16 protein-coding genes are annotated in these 15,174 nt (G+C 37.0%); 13 read left to right on the top strand and 3 right to left on the bottom strand.

The annotated features are described in order from the left end of the window. Nucleotides 1–340: 340 nt before the first annotated feature. Both EGI31_RS20915 and EGI31_RS20910 read right to left on the bottom strand, forming a co-directional pair. Nucleotides 341–1,060, bottom strand: coding sequence for a LytR/AlgR family response regulator transcription factor (locus EGI31_RS20915; protein ID WP_255039114.1), 720 nt, complete (start codon nucleotides 1,058–1,060; stop codon nucleotides 341–343). Next, entirely contained in the window at nucleotides 1,050–2,090 is a 1,041-nt protein-coding gene (locus tag EGI31_RS20910) for a sensor histidine kinase (RefSeq protein WP_255039113.1), read from the bottom strand. Before EGI31_RS20910 ends, EGI31_RS20915 begins: the two co-directional genes overlap by 11 nt. A 208-nt stretch (nucleotides 2,091–2,298) precedes the next feature. Between EGI31_RS20910 and EGI31_RS20905 the strand changes: the two genes are divergently transcribed. The 13 genes from EGI31_RS20905 to EGI31_RS20845 all read left to right on the top strand — a co-directional run bounded on the left by EGI31_RS20905 (nucleotide 2,299) and on the right by EGI31_RS20845 (nucleotide 12,125). Further along, nucleotides 2,299–3,198 (top strand): alpha/beta hydrolase, encoded by a 900-nt coding sequence (locus EGI31_RS20905; protein WP_255039112.1) that lies wholly within the window; start codon nucleotides 2,299–2,301, stop codon nucleotides 3,196–3,198. A 95-nt stretch (nucleotides 3,199–3,293) separates the two neighbouring features. Then, on the top strand, nucleotides 3,294–4,163 hold the full coding sequence (locus tag EGI31_RS20900; RefSeq protein WP_255039111.1) for a DUF5694 domain-containing protein: 870 nt from the start codon (nucleotides 3,294–3,296) through the stop codon (nucleotides 4,161–4,163). Between the two features lie 16 nt (nucleotides 4,164–4,179). Beyond that, entirely contained in the window at nucleotides 4,180–4,875 is a 696-nt protein-coding gene (locus EGI31_RS20895) for a hypothetical protein (protein ID WP_255039110.1), read from the top strand. Further along, on the top strand, nucleotides 4,865–5,449 hold the full coding sequence (locus EGI31_RS20890; protein ID WP_255039109.1) for a Crp/Fnr family transcriptional regulator: 585 nt from the start codon (nucleotides 4,865–4,867) through the stop codon (nucleotides 5,447–5,449). The genes EGI31_RS20895 and EGI31_RS20890 overlap by 11 nt, the downstream gene beginning before the upstream one ends. Nucleotides 5,450–5,457: 8 nt before the next feature. Next, nucleotides 5,458–6,165: a DUF8737 domain-containing protein gene (locus EGI31_RS20885; RefSeq protein ID WP_255039108.1), complete on the top strand. Its 708-nt coding sequence runs from the start codon at nucleotides 5,458–5,460 to the stop codon at nucleotides 6,163–6,165. A 91-nt stretch (nucleotides 6,166–6,256) separates the two neighbouring features. Further along, nucleotides 6,257–6,604 carry a YciI family protein gene (locus EGI31_RS20880; protein ID WP_255039107.1) on the top strand — a complete coding sequence of 116 codons (348 nt, stop codon included), beginning with the start codon at nucleotides 6,257–6,259 and terminating at the stop codon, nucleotides 6,602–6,604. Nucleotides 6,605–6,639: 35 nt separating this feature from the next. Beyond that, a complete protein-coding gene (locus EGI31_RS20875; protein ID WP_255039106.1) occupies nucleotides 6,640–7,098 on the top strand; it encodes a DUF1569 domain-containing protein in 459 nt (152 codons plus the stop codon). 26 nt (nucleotides 7,099–7,124) lie between these two features. Further along, nucleotides 7,125–7,661: an SRPBCC family protein gene (locus EGI31_RS20870; protein WP_255039105.1), complete on the top strand. Its 537-nt coding sequence runs from the start codon at nucleotides 7,125–7,127 to the stop codon at nucleotides 7,659–7,661. Between the two features lie 12 nt (nucleotides 7,662–7,673). Then, nucleotides 7,674–8,225 carry a DUF5655 domain-containing protein gene (locus EGI31_RS20865; protein ID WP_255039104.1) on the top strand — a complete coding sequence of 184 codons (552 nt, stop codon included), beginning with the start codon at nucleotides 7,674–7,676 and terminating at the stop codon, nucleotides 8,223–8,225. A 264-nt stretch (nucleotides 8,226–8,489) separates the two neighbouring features. Beyond that, nucleotides 8,490–9,323, top strand: coding sequence for a DUF5694 domain-containing protein (locus tag EGI31_RS20860; protein ID WP_255039103.1), 834 nt, complete (start codon nucleotides 8,490–8,492; stop codon nucleotides 9,321–9,323). Next, nucleotides 9,323–10,510: a serine hydrolase domain-containing protein gene (locus tag EGI31_RS20855; protein ID WP_255039102.1), complete on the top strand. Its 1,188-nt coding sequence runs from the start codon at nucleotides 9,323–9,325 to the stop codon at nucleotides 10,508–10,510. Before EGI31_RS20860 ends, EGI31_RS20855 begins: the two co-directional genes overlap by 1 nt. 125 nt (nucleotides 10,511–10,635) lie before the next feature. Beyond that, on the top strand, nucleotides 10,636–11,547 hold the full coding sequence (locus tag EGI31_RS20850) for an aspartyl protease family protein (protein ID WP_310586237.1): 912 nt from the start codon (nucleotides 10,636–10,638) through the stop codon (nucleotides 11,545–11,547). Next, nucleotides 11,544–12,125: a Crp/Fnr family transcriptional regulator gene (locus tag EGI31_RS20845; RefSeq protein WP_255039100.1), complete on the top strand. Its 582-nt coding sequence runs from the start codon at nucleotides 11,544–11,546 to the stop codon at nucleotides 12,123–12,125. Before EGI31_RS20850 ends, EGI31_RS20845 begins: the two co-directional genes overlap by 4 nt. Before the next feature lies 1 nt (nucleotide 12,126). Here the strand turns inward: EGI31_RS20845 and EGI31_RS20840 are convergent, their stop codons facing one another. Next, on the bottom strand, nucleotides 12,127–15,171 hold the full coding sequence (locus EGI31_RS20840; RefSeq protein ID WP_255039099.1) for an efflux RND transporter permease subunit: 3,045 nt from the start codon (nucleotides 15,169–15,171) through the stop codon (nucleotides 12,127–12,129). Nucleotides 15,172–15,174 lie beyond the last annotated feature (3 nt).

Here is a 15,174-nt window from a genome sequence, read left to right as displayed (position 1 = left end):
TCTAGTTTTAGAGTTATTTGTAATTGAAATGCAATTTAAACTAAAAAATGTTTCTATTACAAATTTGAGCGTTTTAAAACACAATTTGCACCAGTGTTAGACCGATAATTCGTCATTCCTTTGGCTTGAGATTTTAGTTTTTTGAGGAATAAATATTCTACTTAAGACAATTCTCTAAGTCGTTGAAAAAAATGCATACCAAAGCTAAGTATTGCCTACCCAAATAAAATTCAGTCCTTACGAAACTCAAAGAAAATATAACAGAAAGTAAGTATCTGTGGATGATTTTTAATAGACTACGGCTCATCTACAAAACTAGAGGAACTCCCAAAACACATGATTAACTTAGAATTTTTTCGTTAAGTTTGGATAAAACATCTTCTTTAAACATATCACCAATCGGTATCCTAAAGCCGTCTATATGAATTTTGTTTCCCTCTATTTGCGATATTCTGTGGAACGGCACAAGAAATGACTTGTGGACACGCAAAAACCCAAAACTTCCGAGCTGTTCTTCAAGATTTTTCATCTTCAGTTGGCAAACAATCTGACTATCTGCCAATTGTATCTTTTGATAATTTCCTAAACCTTCAATAAAACGAATATCCTCTAGCGAAACCTTTATGTACTTTCCTTTCACGTCGGCTTTTACAAAAATATATTCGTCTCCAATATTTGTCGTTCTTGAGATTCCGGACTGCAAACCAGTTTCTTCGATTTTTTGAACACTTCGGAGAAATCTTTCAAAAGAAATAGGCTTTAATAAATAATCCACGACGTTAAGCTCAAAACCATCTATGGCGTATTCTGAATAAGCAGTACAAAGAACCACCTTTGTAGATTTTTTGAGGAGTTTTAAAAACTGTAAACCGTTGAGGTTGGGCATCTGCACATCTATAAAAGCTATGTCAATAGTTTCAGACTGAATGAGCGAAATGGCCTCAATAGGATTCTTAAGAGCCTTAAGCAGGCTCAAGCTTGGAGTTTTCGAAATATAATCAGTGAGGATATCTACTGCATGCTGTTCGTCATCCAGCACCAGGCATTTTTTAATCGCCATTCAGGTCTATTTTAAGAGTTACAGCAAAGTAATCAGGTTTATCAATTATTTCCAAGGTATGGCGGTTGGGATAAGCCATTTCTAAGCGTTTTTGGGTATTTATAAGGCCAATTCCGCTTGTTTCATCTTTCGTGCCCCCCTGTTTTAAATTCCTTACAAAAAGCTCCAAAAGGTTCTTTTGCACCAATATTTTTACCACTATCGGATCTTTGGGATTGTTAAGTATGCCATGTTTTAGGGCGTTTTCAACAAAGGTTATCAATATCAATGGCACAATTTTTTTATTCCCAATGACACCCTCTACTTCAAATTCGAGACAAAAATCTGAGTCAAATCGTAACCGGTGGATCTCTATGAAGTTTTCAATATATTGAATTTCCTTTTCTAAGGGTGTTAGACCATCTTCGTTGGTTTTGCTAAGGGAATATCGCATCATTTCTGATAATATAAGGATGCTTTTGGACAAATTCTCAGATACTGGTCGAGCCTGAGAATATATGTAGCTGAGCGTATTGTAAAGAAAGTGTGGATTGACCTGGTGTTTGAGCATTGACAACTTCGCCATGTTTACTTCTTTTTCAAGCAAAAGTGCCTTTTGCTCCATGCGAAGACTTTTTTTGATAGAAAAAACCCCTAAAGCAACCAAAAACGAAATGACGAAGTTAATGGTAGATATAAAAGTGAAAAATACAATAGAGTTCTCGTCTTGATTGCCGTTGTAGGTTTTGAGGACGTCTACATGCTCGGGATAAGCTGAAAAATATCTAAAAATCAAAAAACAAAGCAGCAAAATGCCCAGAAAGGTCATGTATGGCAGAGGTTTTTTGGAAAACGGAAAACGCACCATTAGCCAATTGCCTAATAAATTTACCAAAACACATTCAGACAACACTACTCCAATAATACCAAGAATTTCCTTGGAATAAATGCCCTCAGACGGATGCTCCGAATATGCCTGTACAAGGGCAAGGGCAGCGTAAGTTCCAAAAACTATAAACTGCCACTTTATTTCAGTGAGGTGTTTTTTCATTCTGGAAATTTAAAAACTTTATCCCACTCTTGTAGCTAAATCTTGGATTGTTATGCAAACCAAGGCTTGGGCCATACCAACTAATCAATTCGCCTTTTAAAATCGACAAAAAAGAATATATCGCTACAAAGTATTGGCTGGTCATTTTTTTTTATTCCTGAAAATATTTCAAGCCATTTTTACGCAATCGTAAATTTTAAACAATTCAATGAAAATCTACCGTCGCTATTGGTCCATAAGTCTTCTGTACATCTGTTGCCTTGCTTGTAGCATGGACAGCAACTTCGTTAAGCCTTTCCCATTTCCAAATGGCACCAAAAAAGTAACAATTTTTCGAGGAACGCCAGATTCTACCAAAGTATTTTTCGATGCCACCACACAGACTCCAACTTTTGTAAAAAATGACGATACGCTGTATAAAAATATAAATTTCGAAAGCGTATTTTTTAAGAACAGTAGAGGAAACAAGCTCAACGGTTGGATACTAAGCTCAAAAACCACCGCCCCTTTACCCTATGTGTTGGCACATTTTAGAGGAGCGGGCAATGGTCTAATCGTCAATCAGTCACAATCAATATTTCCTTTGGTCGAAAAAGGTTTTAAAGTATTGGTCTTTGACTATGAAGGTTATGGTTTCTCAGAAGGAGATGCAAGCAGGCGGAAGCTCATTGCGGACTGTGAGGCAGCTCTGGATTTTCTAAATACCAAAATTGACCGTTCAAAAACCAAACTACTCATATATGGACAGTCATTTGGCGGCAACCTCGCCATAGCTGTAGCTGAAAACTCGCAAGACAAGATAGACGGCGTAATTACCGAGGGGGCGTTTTCGTCGCACAAAGACATAGCCGCTCACGACAGCGGACTGGGCGGACGAATATTCGTTAAAGAACTCTACAGTGCAGAAAAGTCAGTAACAAAAAACAAAAAACCTGTCCTTGTTATTCATAGCAACGAAGACGAAGTGGTGCCTTTCAAACATGGCCAACGTATATTTTCGCTGGCAAACGAACCAAAGGCATTTTTAGAAATTAAAGGTAAGCACTTGGAAGGCTCAGCAAAATATGGCAAAGAGATAACTGAAAAAATCGGGGCCTTTTTTAAGTAAATTAGGAGAGAAGAAACTATCTTCTTTTTGCTTTAAAACCTTCTCCATTTTATTTAGAAACAAAACTTGGAAAACATCATTTATAAATTCTTACAATGAAAAAACCTTTATTTACATTAGTCCTGTTTTTTATAATTCATATAGGATTTTCTCAAAGTCCGCCCAAACGAATAAAAATAATACTTTTGGGTACTTTTCATTTTAACCAAAGTTTAGACAGTAATAGTCGTTTACATTCAAATCTCTTCACTCCAAAACGCCAAAAAGAAGTAGATGATCTGGTAGCAAAACTTGCTAAACAAAAGCCAGACAAAATATTTTGCGAATTTACTCCAGCTCGTCAGCCTTTTTACGATAGTCTTTATAATGATTATTTGACTGGAAGAGAGCCCGCAATAATTAGACAAAAAGCCAACGAGATTTTTCAAATAGGAATGAAAACAGCCAAAAAACTCGGTCACAAAAGAGTAATAGGCATGAACTATCAGCCGCTCGACTTATTGGCTGAAGGATATACACCACCCAATCCTGTAGATTCAGCTATGTTGGGTTTGTTCAAAGCATTACAAACATTTGAGGACAACAGCCGAACAAATACAGAATTCTTCGATATGCCCTTTCCATATAAACTACCAAAAAAAGATTCGCTTTTGCAGAAATCTACCTTAGCGGAATATCTGATTGACGACAACTCTGAAAGAAGAATGCAACAAACCGATTACAACGAGTGGAATACAGCCATAAGCTATGGAACAGACTTAACAATGACAAACGTAGACTATATAAGTACCATTTGGTATGGGGCAAATCTAAAAAATTATAATAATGTACTTCGACAAGTCGATTATAAAAAAGACAATATATATTTGATAATCTATGGCTCCAACCACATACCTTTTCTGAAGTATTTATTTAACATGAATCCGTATTTTGAAGTAGTAGAAATTGAAAATGTACTGAAATAAATCAATCCAAATAATTATGAAACTAAAACTTACCCCAGCCTACGTCTTTACTTTTTTAATGCTCACGTTTGTCTTGTCCGAATTTCATGAAATTGCTCACACAGCCGTAGGAAGGCTAATTTGCGGGTGTTGGGGTAAGCGTGATTTTAATCAATGGGGTTTATGTGAAGGCTGCGAAAATAATCCTTATAGTTTTATACCTACAATGATGGGTCCACTTTTTTCTTTTTCTGTGGCCTACTGGGGTGCCAGTATGCTCAAAAAACATAATACAATCGAAAAACAAACCCTTGGCTTTTCATTAATTTTTGCAAGCTCAATTTTCGGTAGACTTCTAAATGTATTTCCCTTTCAGAGTGGCGACGAATTTACGGTGTTCTATAACGAAGTATTCAATGAGCAAAGAACGATTTCATTGATTGCTGCCTTTGTTCTTGTCGCCGTAATTGTCTTTTACCCTTTAAGAAAGGCTTACTTATTTATCGAAAATAAAAACAGATGGGCCTGGTTTTTAGGTTTTTGTATTTTGCCATTTGCGGCTATACTTTTGATGATACTCGGGGTATTGAACACTATATTAGCAACAGGGTTTTTGAGTAAAGTTTGGATTTTAGGTTCTCCTAAAGTGGTCACATTGTGGACGATATTGGTAATTGTTCTATTATTTTTGAGCAAAGCAAATATAACCCAACTAAAGTCTAATGGAAAATAAAGAGTTTCTGAAGACCATTTTTGCAGAACCCAGTTTTCGGCCAGAGGAAGTCGCGAAAGTGCTGGAGCAATACAAAAAAATGGAGTTTGCCAAAAATGACTTCCTAATTCGTGAAGGAAGTGTGGGTAACTACTATTATTTCCTAGAAAGTGGTTTTGCCCGCTCTTATGCCATCGACTTAGAGGGCAACGACATCACTACGAAGTTTTTTGGTCCCAAAGATATCGTGATAGATTGGCACTCATATTTCTTAAAAAAACCAACCCGTGAAAACATACAAGCCATCACCCCTTGCATCGCCTGGAAGATCACTTTTGAAGATTTCATGAAGCTTTTTCACATAGAGGCTTTTCGAGAAATCGGACGTACGAGGTTAGTAAACAGCTTTTTTGAACTAAAAAACCATACAACCTCTATGATCATAGACCCAGCAAAAGATAGATACTTGAGTTTGATTAAAGACAAACCGAACCTTATTCAAAACGTTCCACTCAAACAAATAGCCACCTATTTGGGCATAACTGACACCTCTCTGAGTAGAATAAGAAAAGAAATAGCTAACGAAAAAATCTAAAATTCCTCATGAAATACTATCCAACTCCCTCCTGGCTAACCATTCCGTTTTTAATTGGCATTGCAGTAGTTATCTTACTTTTAGTATATATCGCAACCAAAAATGCACCTACCAACAAGAAAAAGCTTGTAACCGGAAGTATTCTGGCATTTTTTGGAGTGTATGTTTTCTATGTTGTCTTGGCGGGTCAAAAAGGCTTATTTCAGCAAGTCATGTTTCCACCCAAAATATTACTTTTTACTACGCTTCCCTACGCTCTATTTTTGTTTTTTGTGGTGATAAAATTGCCTTTAGCACAAAAAATCATAGAAAAAACAAAGCTTTCAGAACTCATAAGACTGCACATTTTTAGATTGGTGGGCAGTACATTTATCTTTTTAGGAATTTACGACGCTCTCCCGAAACACTTTGCTTACCTAGCGGGTACGGGAGATGTAATGGCGGCCTTGTCGAGTATTTATGTAGTTTACGCATTGAAAAAAGAAAAGACCTACGCCAAAAAATTCGCCTTTGCTTGGAATGTTTTCGGATTTGCCGATATCCTCATGACAGCTATTCTGGCAAATGTCTTGACCAAAATATCCATGGATACGGGTCAAATGGGTGTAGATACGCTCGCCAGATTTCCGTTTAGCCTCATTCCAGCCATTGCTCCACCTACCATTATACTTTTACATGTTTTGATTTTTAGAAAACTAAAAAATATTTCTACATAAATGCTTTCTTGTCCTATGACAAGATTTGCTATGTCTGGCAGCTGCACCTTTGTAACATCAAATTATTACAAACAATTTAAATGTTACAAAAATGAAAAACTCAAACGAATTCATGTTGTTGTTCAGATTCGAACCAAACTTCAGCTACCAACCGACAGCTGAAGAACTAACCCAAATGCATCAAGCTTGGGGAGGGTATATTGGTGGCCTAGCCATAAGCGAAAAACTCGTAAGTACCTATCAGTTAGGTTTTGAAGGTCTCAAAATCGCCACTGACAAATCTGTTTCAGCCGGAATACTAGTAGCTGAAAACCAAACACTTGGCGGCAATATGATTGTAAAAGCCGCTGACTTAAACGAAGCAGCTGAGATTGCCAAAGATTGCCCAATATTACTAATGGGCGGCAACGTAGAAATAAGAAGTATCAACCCAATGTAATCTTTTTTTAAAAAAATTTTAAAACAAAAAATATCATGAACATACCTAATATTTTCAGTAAAGAAATTTCCGAAACTTTGGTAGAAAGAGTAAATAAGTTGAATAATACGCAAGCCGCCAACTGGGGCAAAATGGACGTGGCACAAATGCTGGCCCATTGCAATGTCACCTACGATATGGCTTTTGATCAAAACTTTAAAAAATCGAGTCCTTTCATAAGATTTATTCTTAAAAATCTCGTAAAGAAAGGTATTGTAAACGCACAGCCCTTGAAGAAAAACAGCTCTACGGCTCCAGAAATGTTAATAAAAACGCCTAAGATTTTCGAAGAAGAAAAAAGCAAATTGATAGCCCACCTTCAAAAAACGGTTAAAGTGGGCGAAGCATTTTTCGATGGCAAAGATCATCCTGGGTTTGGAGTGATGACCAAAGATGAATGGAATAACTTTTACTACAAACACCTCGACCATCACCTAACACAGTTTGGCGTTTAATTTTCCACTAAAAAACAGAAATAACAATGAAAAAGATTTTTATAGTAATCGCACTTGCCTTGGTGGCATTCGTTTGTATTGGTTTGTTTAAAGCCCAAAAAATACAAAAGCTACAAATCACCAAAACAGTAACCATCAACGGAAGCAAAGGAGAAGTTTTGGAAATGATACAATACCTCCGAAACTTCCCGAAATGGTCGCCCTTTCTCGCTCAAGATCCTTCTCAAAAAGTACGAATTGAAGGTGTAGACGGCACCATCGGAGCTCAATACCACTGGGTTGGAAATGGAGGCGAAGATGTAGGTTACCAAGAGATTGTTAAAATAGACACAACAGGAATGGTAGGAATGAAATGTTTTATAGAAAAGCCTTTTGCCGCTCAACCAACTTTTGAATATACCATAAGCGAAAATAATGCTGGTGTTACTGTCACTCAAGATTTTAAACTAGAATCTAGCCTGTCCGATGCCTTTTTTATGTGGGCATTTGGAGCAGTAAAAGACATGGAAAACACCAATCAGCAAGGTTTAGATTTATTAAAAAAAGCAGTAGAAAAATTATAAACAACTTATATCATGGACAAAACAGTAGTAAAAATGATTGAAAACCTGAAAGAAAAAACAGGTCATACGTTAGAAGAGTGGAAAGAGGTAATATCAGCTCAAAAACTCGTAAAACACGGCGAAATTGTAAAGTTTTTAAAAGAAAGCCATAATGTTACCCACGGTTATGCCTCTGAAATAGCCCTAAAAGTGTTGGGTTCGGATGCCGATTCTTCAAACAATACAGATGAGTTTTTGGAAAGTCAATACAAAGGAAAAGAGAATTTGAAGCCGTTTTACGACAAATTAATTGCTGAAATTCAAGGATTTAATGGTGATTTTGAGATAGCACCAAAGAAAACCTATGTTAGCCTAAAGAGAAAAAAACAGTTTGTTATTTTGAATCCCGCCTCAAAGACCAGATTTGAGATAGGTTTTAATCTTAAAGGTATAGAACCACAAGGCAAATTAGAAGCAGAGAAACCCAACGGTATCTGTTCTCACAAAATCAACCTTTCGGATATAAAAGAAATCGATGAAGAAGTAATCGCTTGGATAAAAATGGCTTTTGAAAAGGCCGGGTGATTTAGATTTTGGTACAATTTAAAGGTATTAATTGTTATCGAAAAGTTCATGAACACCTCAAAAGCGAAGTAAAAAAGGTTTGAATTTAAAAAATCGAGAGATAATGTCAAATATTATAGGCTCTCTTCGGAAAACTTTTCGAAGAGAGTCATTTTTTTTTAAATAAAAAATGAAATTGAGCAGGAAAAAGTGAACAAATTATAATTAACAGACAACCAAACCTAAAATAAAATCATCTAAAGAAAAATATATCAAAACCAACTCATGAGAAAACTAATTACCTTTTTATTACTTCTGAATTCAACACTACTTTTTGCCCAAAAAGAAGTCTTGCTGATAGGAACTTTTCATTTCAACAACCCAGGATTTGATGTTGTAAAAACCAATCCATTCGACGTGACGACCGCCAATTCACAAAAAGAACTTGAAAACATTTCGAATAAGATAAAAGGATTTGGGCCAGAAAAAATCTTTGTCGAGTGGGAGTTTGACGCTCAAGCTTCATTGGATACACTTTATGATTTGTACTTAAAGAATGAATACTTCGAATATGTCGCTCGAAAATACCCAAATAGGAGTTTTTATACCCAAAACGAAATTATTCAATTGGCCTTCAGGACAGCCAAAAAATTGGGGCATAAAAAAGTTTATGCAATAGATTATCCCTACGCCGGCGACTTCCCGTATGACAGCCTCATGACCGAAATAGAGAAAGCGAAACAAATGGACTTAAAAGCCGAAATAGATAAACAGCTTGTCGAGAATACACAAAAATCAAATAGAGATCGCGAAAATTTGCAACTTACAGAATTGATTTTGGAAATGAATACTGACGAATTCAGAAAACAAGACCTTGGATTTTATATTTCACTGTTTAACAGAGGTGGCCGAAATGAGAACTTCGTAGGGGCATATCTAAACTCAGAATGGTATAAACGAAACCTGTATATGTATGCCCTTTTACAAAAACTCATGGCAGATTCCAAGAAAGGAATGGTTTTACTCGGTGCAAGCCATGTAGGTATGTTTAGTGAATTTATCCAGCATGATAACCAACTTAAAGCTATTCAACTGAAAACTATTTTAAACAAAAAATAATGAAAAGTACCTTTTTTCGTATTGTTACATTTATCATTTCTTTTGGTCATTGTGTTGGTTTTGGTCAAAATCAAACACTTTCCAAAAAACTCACACAAATCCATTCAAAATCAAATCTTCCAGGTTTTGCGGTGGCCATTATCAAAAATGAAAAAGTCGTTTTTGAAGAAGGATTTGGTTTTGCAGATCTAAAGTCTAAAACGCCTTATAGCTTAAATGCCATACAACCAGTAGGTTCTGTCAGCAAAACACTAATAGGTTTTGCACTTATGAAAGCTGTTGATTTAGGTTATTTTACTTTGGAAACTGACATAAATGAACTGTTACCTTTTAAAGTCAAAAGTCCACATTTTCCAAATTCTAAAATAAAAATCAAAGACTTGGCTACTCATACCTCGGGCTTGCTTGACAATGAAACTATTTATTTGAAAACCTACTCCGTTGGAGAAAAGCCAAAAGAGAGTCTGAACGATTTTTTAAAGGAATATTACGTTGAAAATGGTAAATATTACTCTGATAATAATTTTGTAAAAGCCGAACCGGGTAAAATGTATAATTATTCCAATATTGGTGCAGCATTGGCGGCATACATTGTGGAACTTAAGTCAAAAACACCTTTCGATGTCTTTACTCAAAAATACATTTTTGAACCTCTCTCAATGAACCAGACTCATTGGTTTTATGACTCCGAAAAATCCAAAAATTACGCAACATTATATGAAGTAAACAAGCCAGAAACCCCAGAAATGATTTCTTTTCTTAATGCTGACAATTCTGTGAAAACATACTCTTGTGTAACTTATCCCGACGGAAGCCTTAAAACATCTGTAGCCGACCTTACAAAATATTTGTTAGAAATGATGAAAGGTTACAGTGGAAGATCAGATTTATTGAGCCAACAATCCTACAAAACGCTATTTGAAAAGCAATTTTCGGAAGAAAATCCACCATTAAATTTAGACAAAAAAGAACCAAATAGGGGTGTCTTTTGGGCCTATAACCGCCGCGGCTATATATTTCATACAGGCGGAGACTTGGGCGTGTCGGCTTTTGTCAGATTTCATCCGGTCACCAAAAACGGTCTGATAATCCTTATAAATACTCAGTTGGAGGGTTCCAATAATGAAAAACCTGTTGAAAGTTTTCTGAAAATCGTTACTGAGATAGAGCAATTTATGGAAAAGTAAAAAGAGCATTTGATGGAGATTAGATTTATTACCACAGAGGAGAAAAAAATGAAAATGTCGATGGTGAATTCTGTTTAAAGGCATTTTAAAGAGAATTCCTCTTTTTTTTAAAAAATATTCATAGCTTGCTTTTTGAAAATTTAAATATACTGAAAACTACCTTTTTCATCTGCCTCATTTGTCTTTCGTTAGGCAATTCAGTCTTTGGACAAACAGAGACGTTTCCTATTAAACTCAATAAGCAGAGCAACATCTGTTTGTGTGCCAAATTGAATGATTCTGATACACTGCTTATGATGTTTCACACTTCTTCTACCGGGGTCACAGTAACTAAAGAAAGCCTTCAAAATAAAATACTTCTAAAAAATAAGCAGAGCACCAACGTACAAACGTGGGGAGGTAGGGCCGACTCTGAATTTAGTGAGCACAATACATTCGAGTTGGGTAGTTTGAAATGGGACGACATGACGGTATTTGTAAACGAAAACTCTGGACCAGATACCGACGGAAAGTTTGGCTATGACCTTTTCAAAAACAAAATTGTATCGCTCAACTATGACGAAAAAACTATGGTGGTATCAGAGCTTTTACCCAAAAACTTAAAGGGTTATCAAAAAATGAAATTGCTATTCGAAGACGGAAGTATGTTTATAGTAGGCACTTTGGTGTTTGAAAATCAGGAATTTACAGGAAATTTTATGTTTCACACGGGTTATGGTGGAGCTATTCTTCTCGATCCTAAACTGGGAGAAAAATATAACTCCAGATCGCTGCCAACCATCAGCACTTCTGAACTTAAAGACTCATTTGGCAATGTTTTCAAAATAGAAACCAAGCTTTTGCCAAAAGTAAAAATTGGCAACAAAACACTTAAAAATATTCCCCTAAGCTTTGCGGCACGGTCGTCTGATATACCCATGAAGGTTTTCGGAAACGACCTTTTGAAACGATTTAATGTGATTTTCGATTTTCAGAAAAAGGAAGTTTACCTGAAACCGAATCGTTTAGAAAAAATGAATTATACCGTGAAAAAATGAATAGAAACATCCTCAAATCCTATTTTCAGCAAATTCTACCTATGCCAGAGGAAATTGCTGCTCAGTTTTCTGAAATATTGACTTTCAAAGAAATAGAAAAAGGTGAAACTATCCTCCAAGAAGGCAAAATCAATAATCTCACGCATTTTATTGAAGAAGGGTTTGTAAGATCTTTTGTGATAGATGTCGACGATAACGAAGTCACTACCGAACTTTACGGACCTTCTGAATTTGCCGACAATTTTCTCTCTTTTTTTAGAAAAACCCCAAGTCCAGAAACTTTTCAGGCCATTACGCCCTGTAAAGTTTGGGTAATGGACTACGAAACCGTCCAAAAGCACTTTCATGATTTTCCTGAATTTAGGGAATGGGGGCGATTGCTACTACTGAGCAATTTTGCAAAGCTCCAAAACCGCACCATCAACCTCCTAAAACTCACAGCAGAAAATCGTTATGAAAAACTTATCCGCCAAAAGCCCGAACTCATTCAAAATGTACCTTTGAAATACTTAGCATCCTACCTCGGAATTACCGATACTTCGTTGAGCAGAATCCGAAAAGATTTTGCTCGGAAATAAGCTATTTCACCGAAGGAGGCAGCAATTTATACATTACGGGCGTTACGATTCTCGTCAAAATCAAAGACGAGATTAACCCTCCAATAATTACCAAAGCCAAAGGTGAATAAAGTGGCGAATGCTCTAAAACCAATGGAATAAGTCCGCCGATGGCCGTCATGGTGGTGAGAACGATTGGAATAAACCTTGTTTTTCCAGCAGTTTCGATGGCTTCATCGATTGTTAAACCCTCTTCTTTTCGCAGATAATTGGTGTAATCTACCAACAAAATGGAGTTTTTAACCTCAATACCTGCCAAAGCAATGATTCCTACTATAGCCGTAAATGAAAGACTGTATCCAGCCAAATACAAGATGCCGACAGCTCCGATAACACCCAAAGGAATAACCGAAAGCACTATAAATGAGCTCTTAAAGGTTTTGAACTCCAACACCAAGATAGCCAAAATACCGAAAATAGTAATGATGATAATCGTACCCAATCCACCGAAAGTTTGAGCTCTTTGTTCCTCTTCACCTGCGATAGCTATTCTATAGCCTTTGGGCAGTTGGAATTTCTCCAATTTTTCCTTGAACACCGCCTGAACATCAGGTGTCAAATAGCCATCGGCTATAAAAGCCGAAACACTTGTAAAACGCTGTTGGTCATAGTGTTGAATTCTATTAGGAGAGGTTTCGAAATGAATAGTGGCAAGTTGAGACAAAGGAATCTGAGCACCCATTGGAGAAGACACATAAATTTTATCAAAGACATCTGCCGAAACGGTTTTTCCTCTCGGCAAAGTGATGTTTATTTCATAATCATCGCCATTTTTATCTTGAAAAGTACCCAAACTCAATCCCGAAATCGCCATTCTCACATTTCGGTCTATTTCTGCCGTAGCTATGCCCATCATACCGGCTTTATCTTTGTTGATATCGACTCTAAGATCGGTATTAACGGCCCCAATTGGGTTGTTGACATAGATAGTTCCCTCTGTAGATTTGTATAGTCCTTCTACTTTCAATGCGATATTTCTGAGCGAATCCAAGTCTTCTCCAAAAATCCTAACAGCCAAGGGTGCATCTACTGGTGCTCCTTGCTCAAACTCTATGGCCTTAATTTTGGCTCCTGGGTAGGTCTGAAATTTCTTCCGAAGTTCGTTGATATAAGCCGTTCTTTCCGGCACTTCTGTTTCCTCTTGCAGTTGTACAAAAATTTGAGCCGTATTGCTAGAAGTACCTCCTTTGGGCAAGATATTATAGTAGATTCTTGGGTTATCTTTCCCGATATTCGAGGCATAGCTTTTCACCAAATTATCCTCTGACAGAATCTTTTCTACAAAACGAACTGCTTTGTCCGTCAATTTCAGGGAAGTCCCCAAGGGCGTTTCTATGTTAATCAAGAATTGTGGTTTTTCCGACTTTGGAAAAACACTCACACCCACTACTTTTATCATAGCCAAACTGCCACCAAAAAGTAAAAGAGCGACAAATAGGGTCTTGTATGGGTTGGCCAGAGACCAATTGAGCACTTTTTTGTAAGAGCCGTCGATTGCCCTATTCATAAATTGTAAAAACACATTTCCATGTTCTTTTTCTTCTTTTGGCATCAACAAACTGGCCAAAAACGGCACAATAGTGAGCGAAACAAAAAGAGAAGCCAATACCGTAGTAATCACTGCCATAGGCAAACTTCGGATAAAATCACCGGCAGATTCTGGTAAAAAAGTTAGAGGCAAAAATGCGAAAATCAGGGTAGCTGTGCAACCCAATACAGCCAAACTAATCTGTTTTGTAGCTTCAGTTGCCGCTTCTTTTCGGGTATAACCCATTCGCAAATATCGGGCAATATTTTCAACCACCACAATTGAGTCGTCCACCAACAAGCCTAAAGAAATAACTAAGCCCACTACCGAGAGCTGATTGATACCATAGCCGAGCACATCCAAACCTGCCAAACCAATGGCCAAGGAAAGCGGAATGGAAATCATAACAATTAATGCCGCCCTAAAGCCTAAGGGAATGAGGGTGATAAGCACCAAAACGATTGCAATAGCAAAATCTCTGCCCAATCCCAGGAGCCTTTTGGAAACGCTGTAAGCTTGGTCGAAGCTTTTCTCAAATTTTATGTGATTTGGGAGTGTCTTTTCAAAGTCATCGAGTAGTGGTGAAAGTATCTTATTTACATCAAAAATATTCGTGTTTTTTTTCTGCGAAGCCGTTATAAAAATCCCTCTTTTGCCATTGAGCCTAGCCAAATAGGTTTCGTCTTCATAACCAAAATTGACCTCTGCAACGTCTTTCAGGTACGTAATCTGAGTGCCAGAGGTACTTATAACCGTGTTTTTTATTTCATCCAAAGACTCATATGAACCAGAAGTTTTCACATTTATTTTCCTGTCCCCTATTTCTATCGCCCCTGCCGGAATATTCAAGTTTTCGGACTGTACCAATTGCATCACCCTGCTTAAAGGTATCTTAAACTGAGCCAATCTGTCGGTGTTAATCGCTATCCGTACAATTCTGTCTGGAGCGGCATGAATCTCTACATCTTTAATGTTTTTTATTTTTTTAATCTCGGTTTTGAGGTCCTCAGCATAGGTTTTTAGTTCATTATAAGAGGCCGTTTCAGACAAAAAAGCTGCCTGAATGATATTTACCGTTTCAGGCGTGTATTTGAACACATCCATGGCAAAAATATCTTGTGGAAGCTTGCTTTTGAGACTGTTTAGCTCACGCAAAACCTCGTTGTTTTTCTCGTCTTCTTTTACATTGTGATTAAACTCAATGATGATCGAAGCCACGCCATCATTAGCATAAGAAATCATCTTTTTGATATCGGCAATACTGCTCATTTTATCCTCGATGGGCTCCAAAATGAGTTTTTCCATGTCTTCGGGACTTGTGCCAGGATACACTACCACTATGGAATTAAAGGTAGCCTTCAGTACAGGATCCTCAGCTTTGGGCATGTTGAGCAAAGAACTGATACCCAGAGCCATAATCATTATAAAAATGATGATGGTGAACTGATGGTTTTTTACGGAAAAGTCTGTTATTTTCATCTT

This window comes from Lacihabitans soyangensis, assembly GCF_024343775.1.
Taxonomy (GTDB): Bacteria; Bacteroidota; Bacteroidia; order Cytophagales; family Spirosomataceae; genus Leadbetterella; species Leadbetterella soyangensis.
The sequence above is the reverse complement of the archived record's forward strand: the minus strand, read 5'-3'. Positions and strand labels throughout refer to the sequence as shown.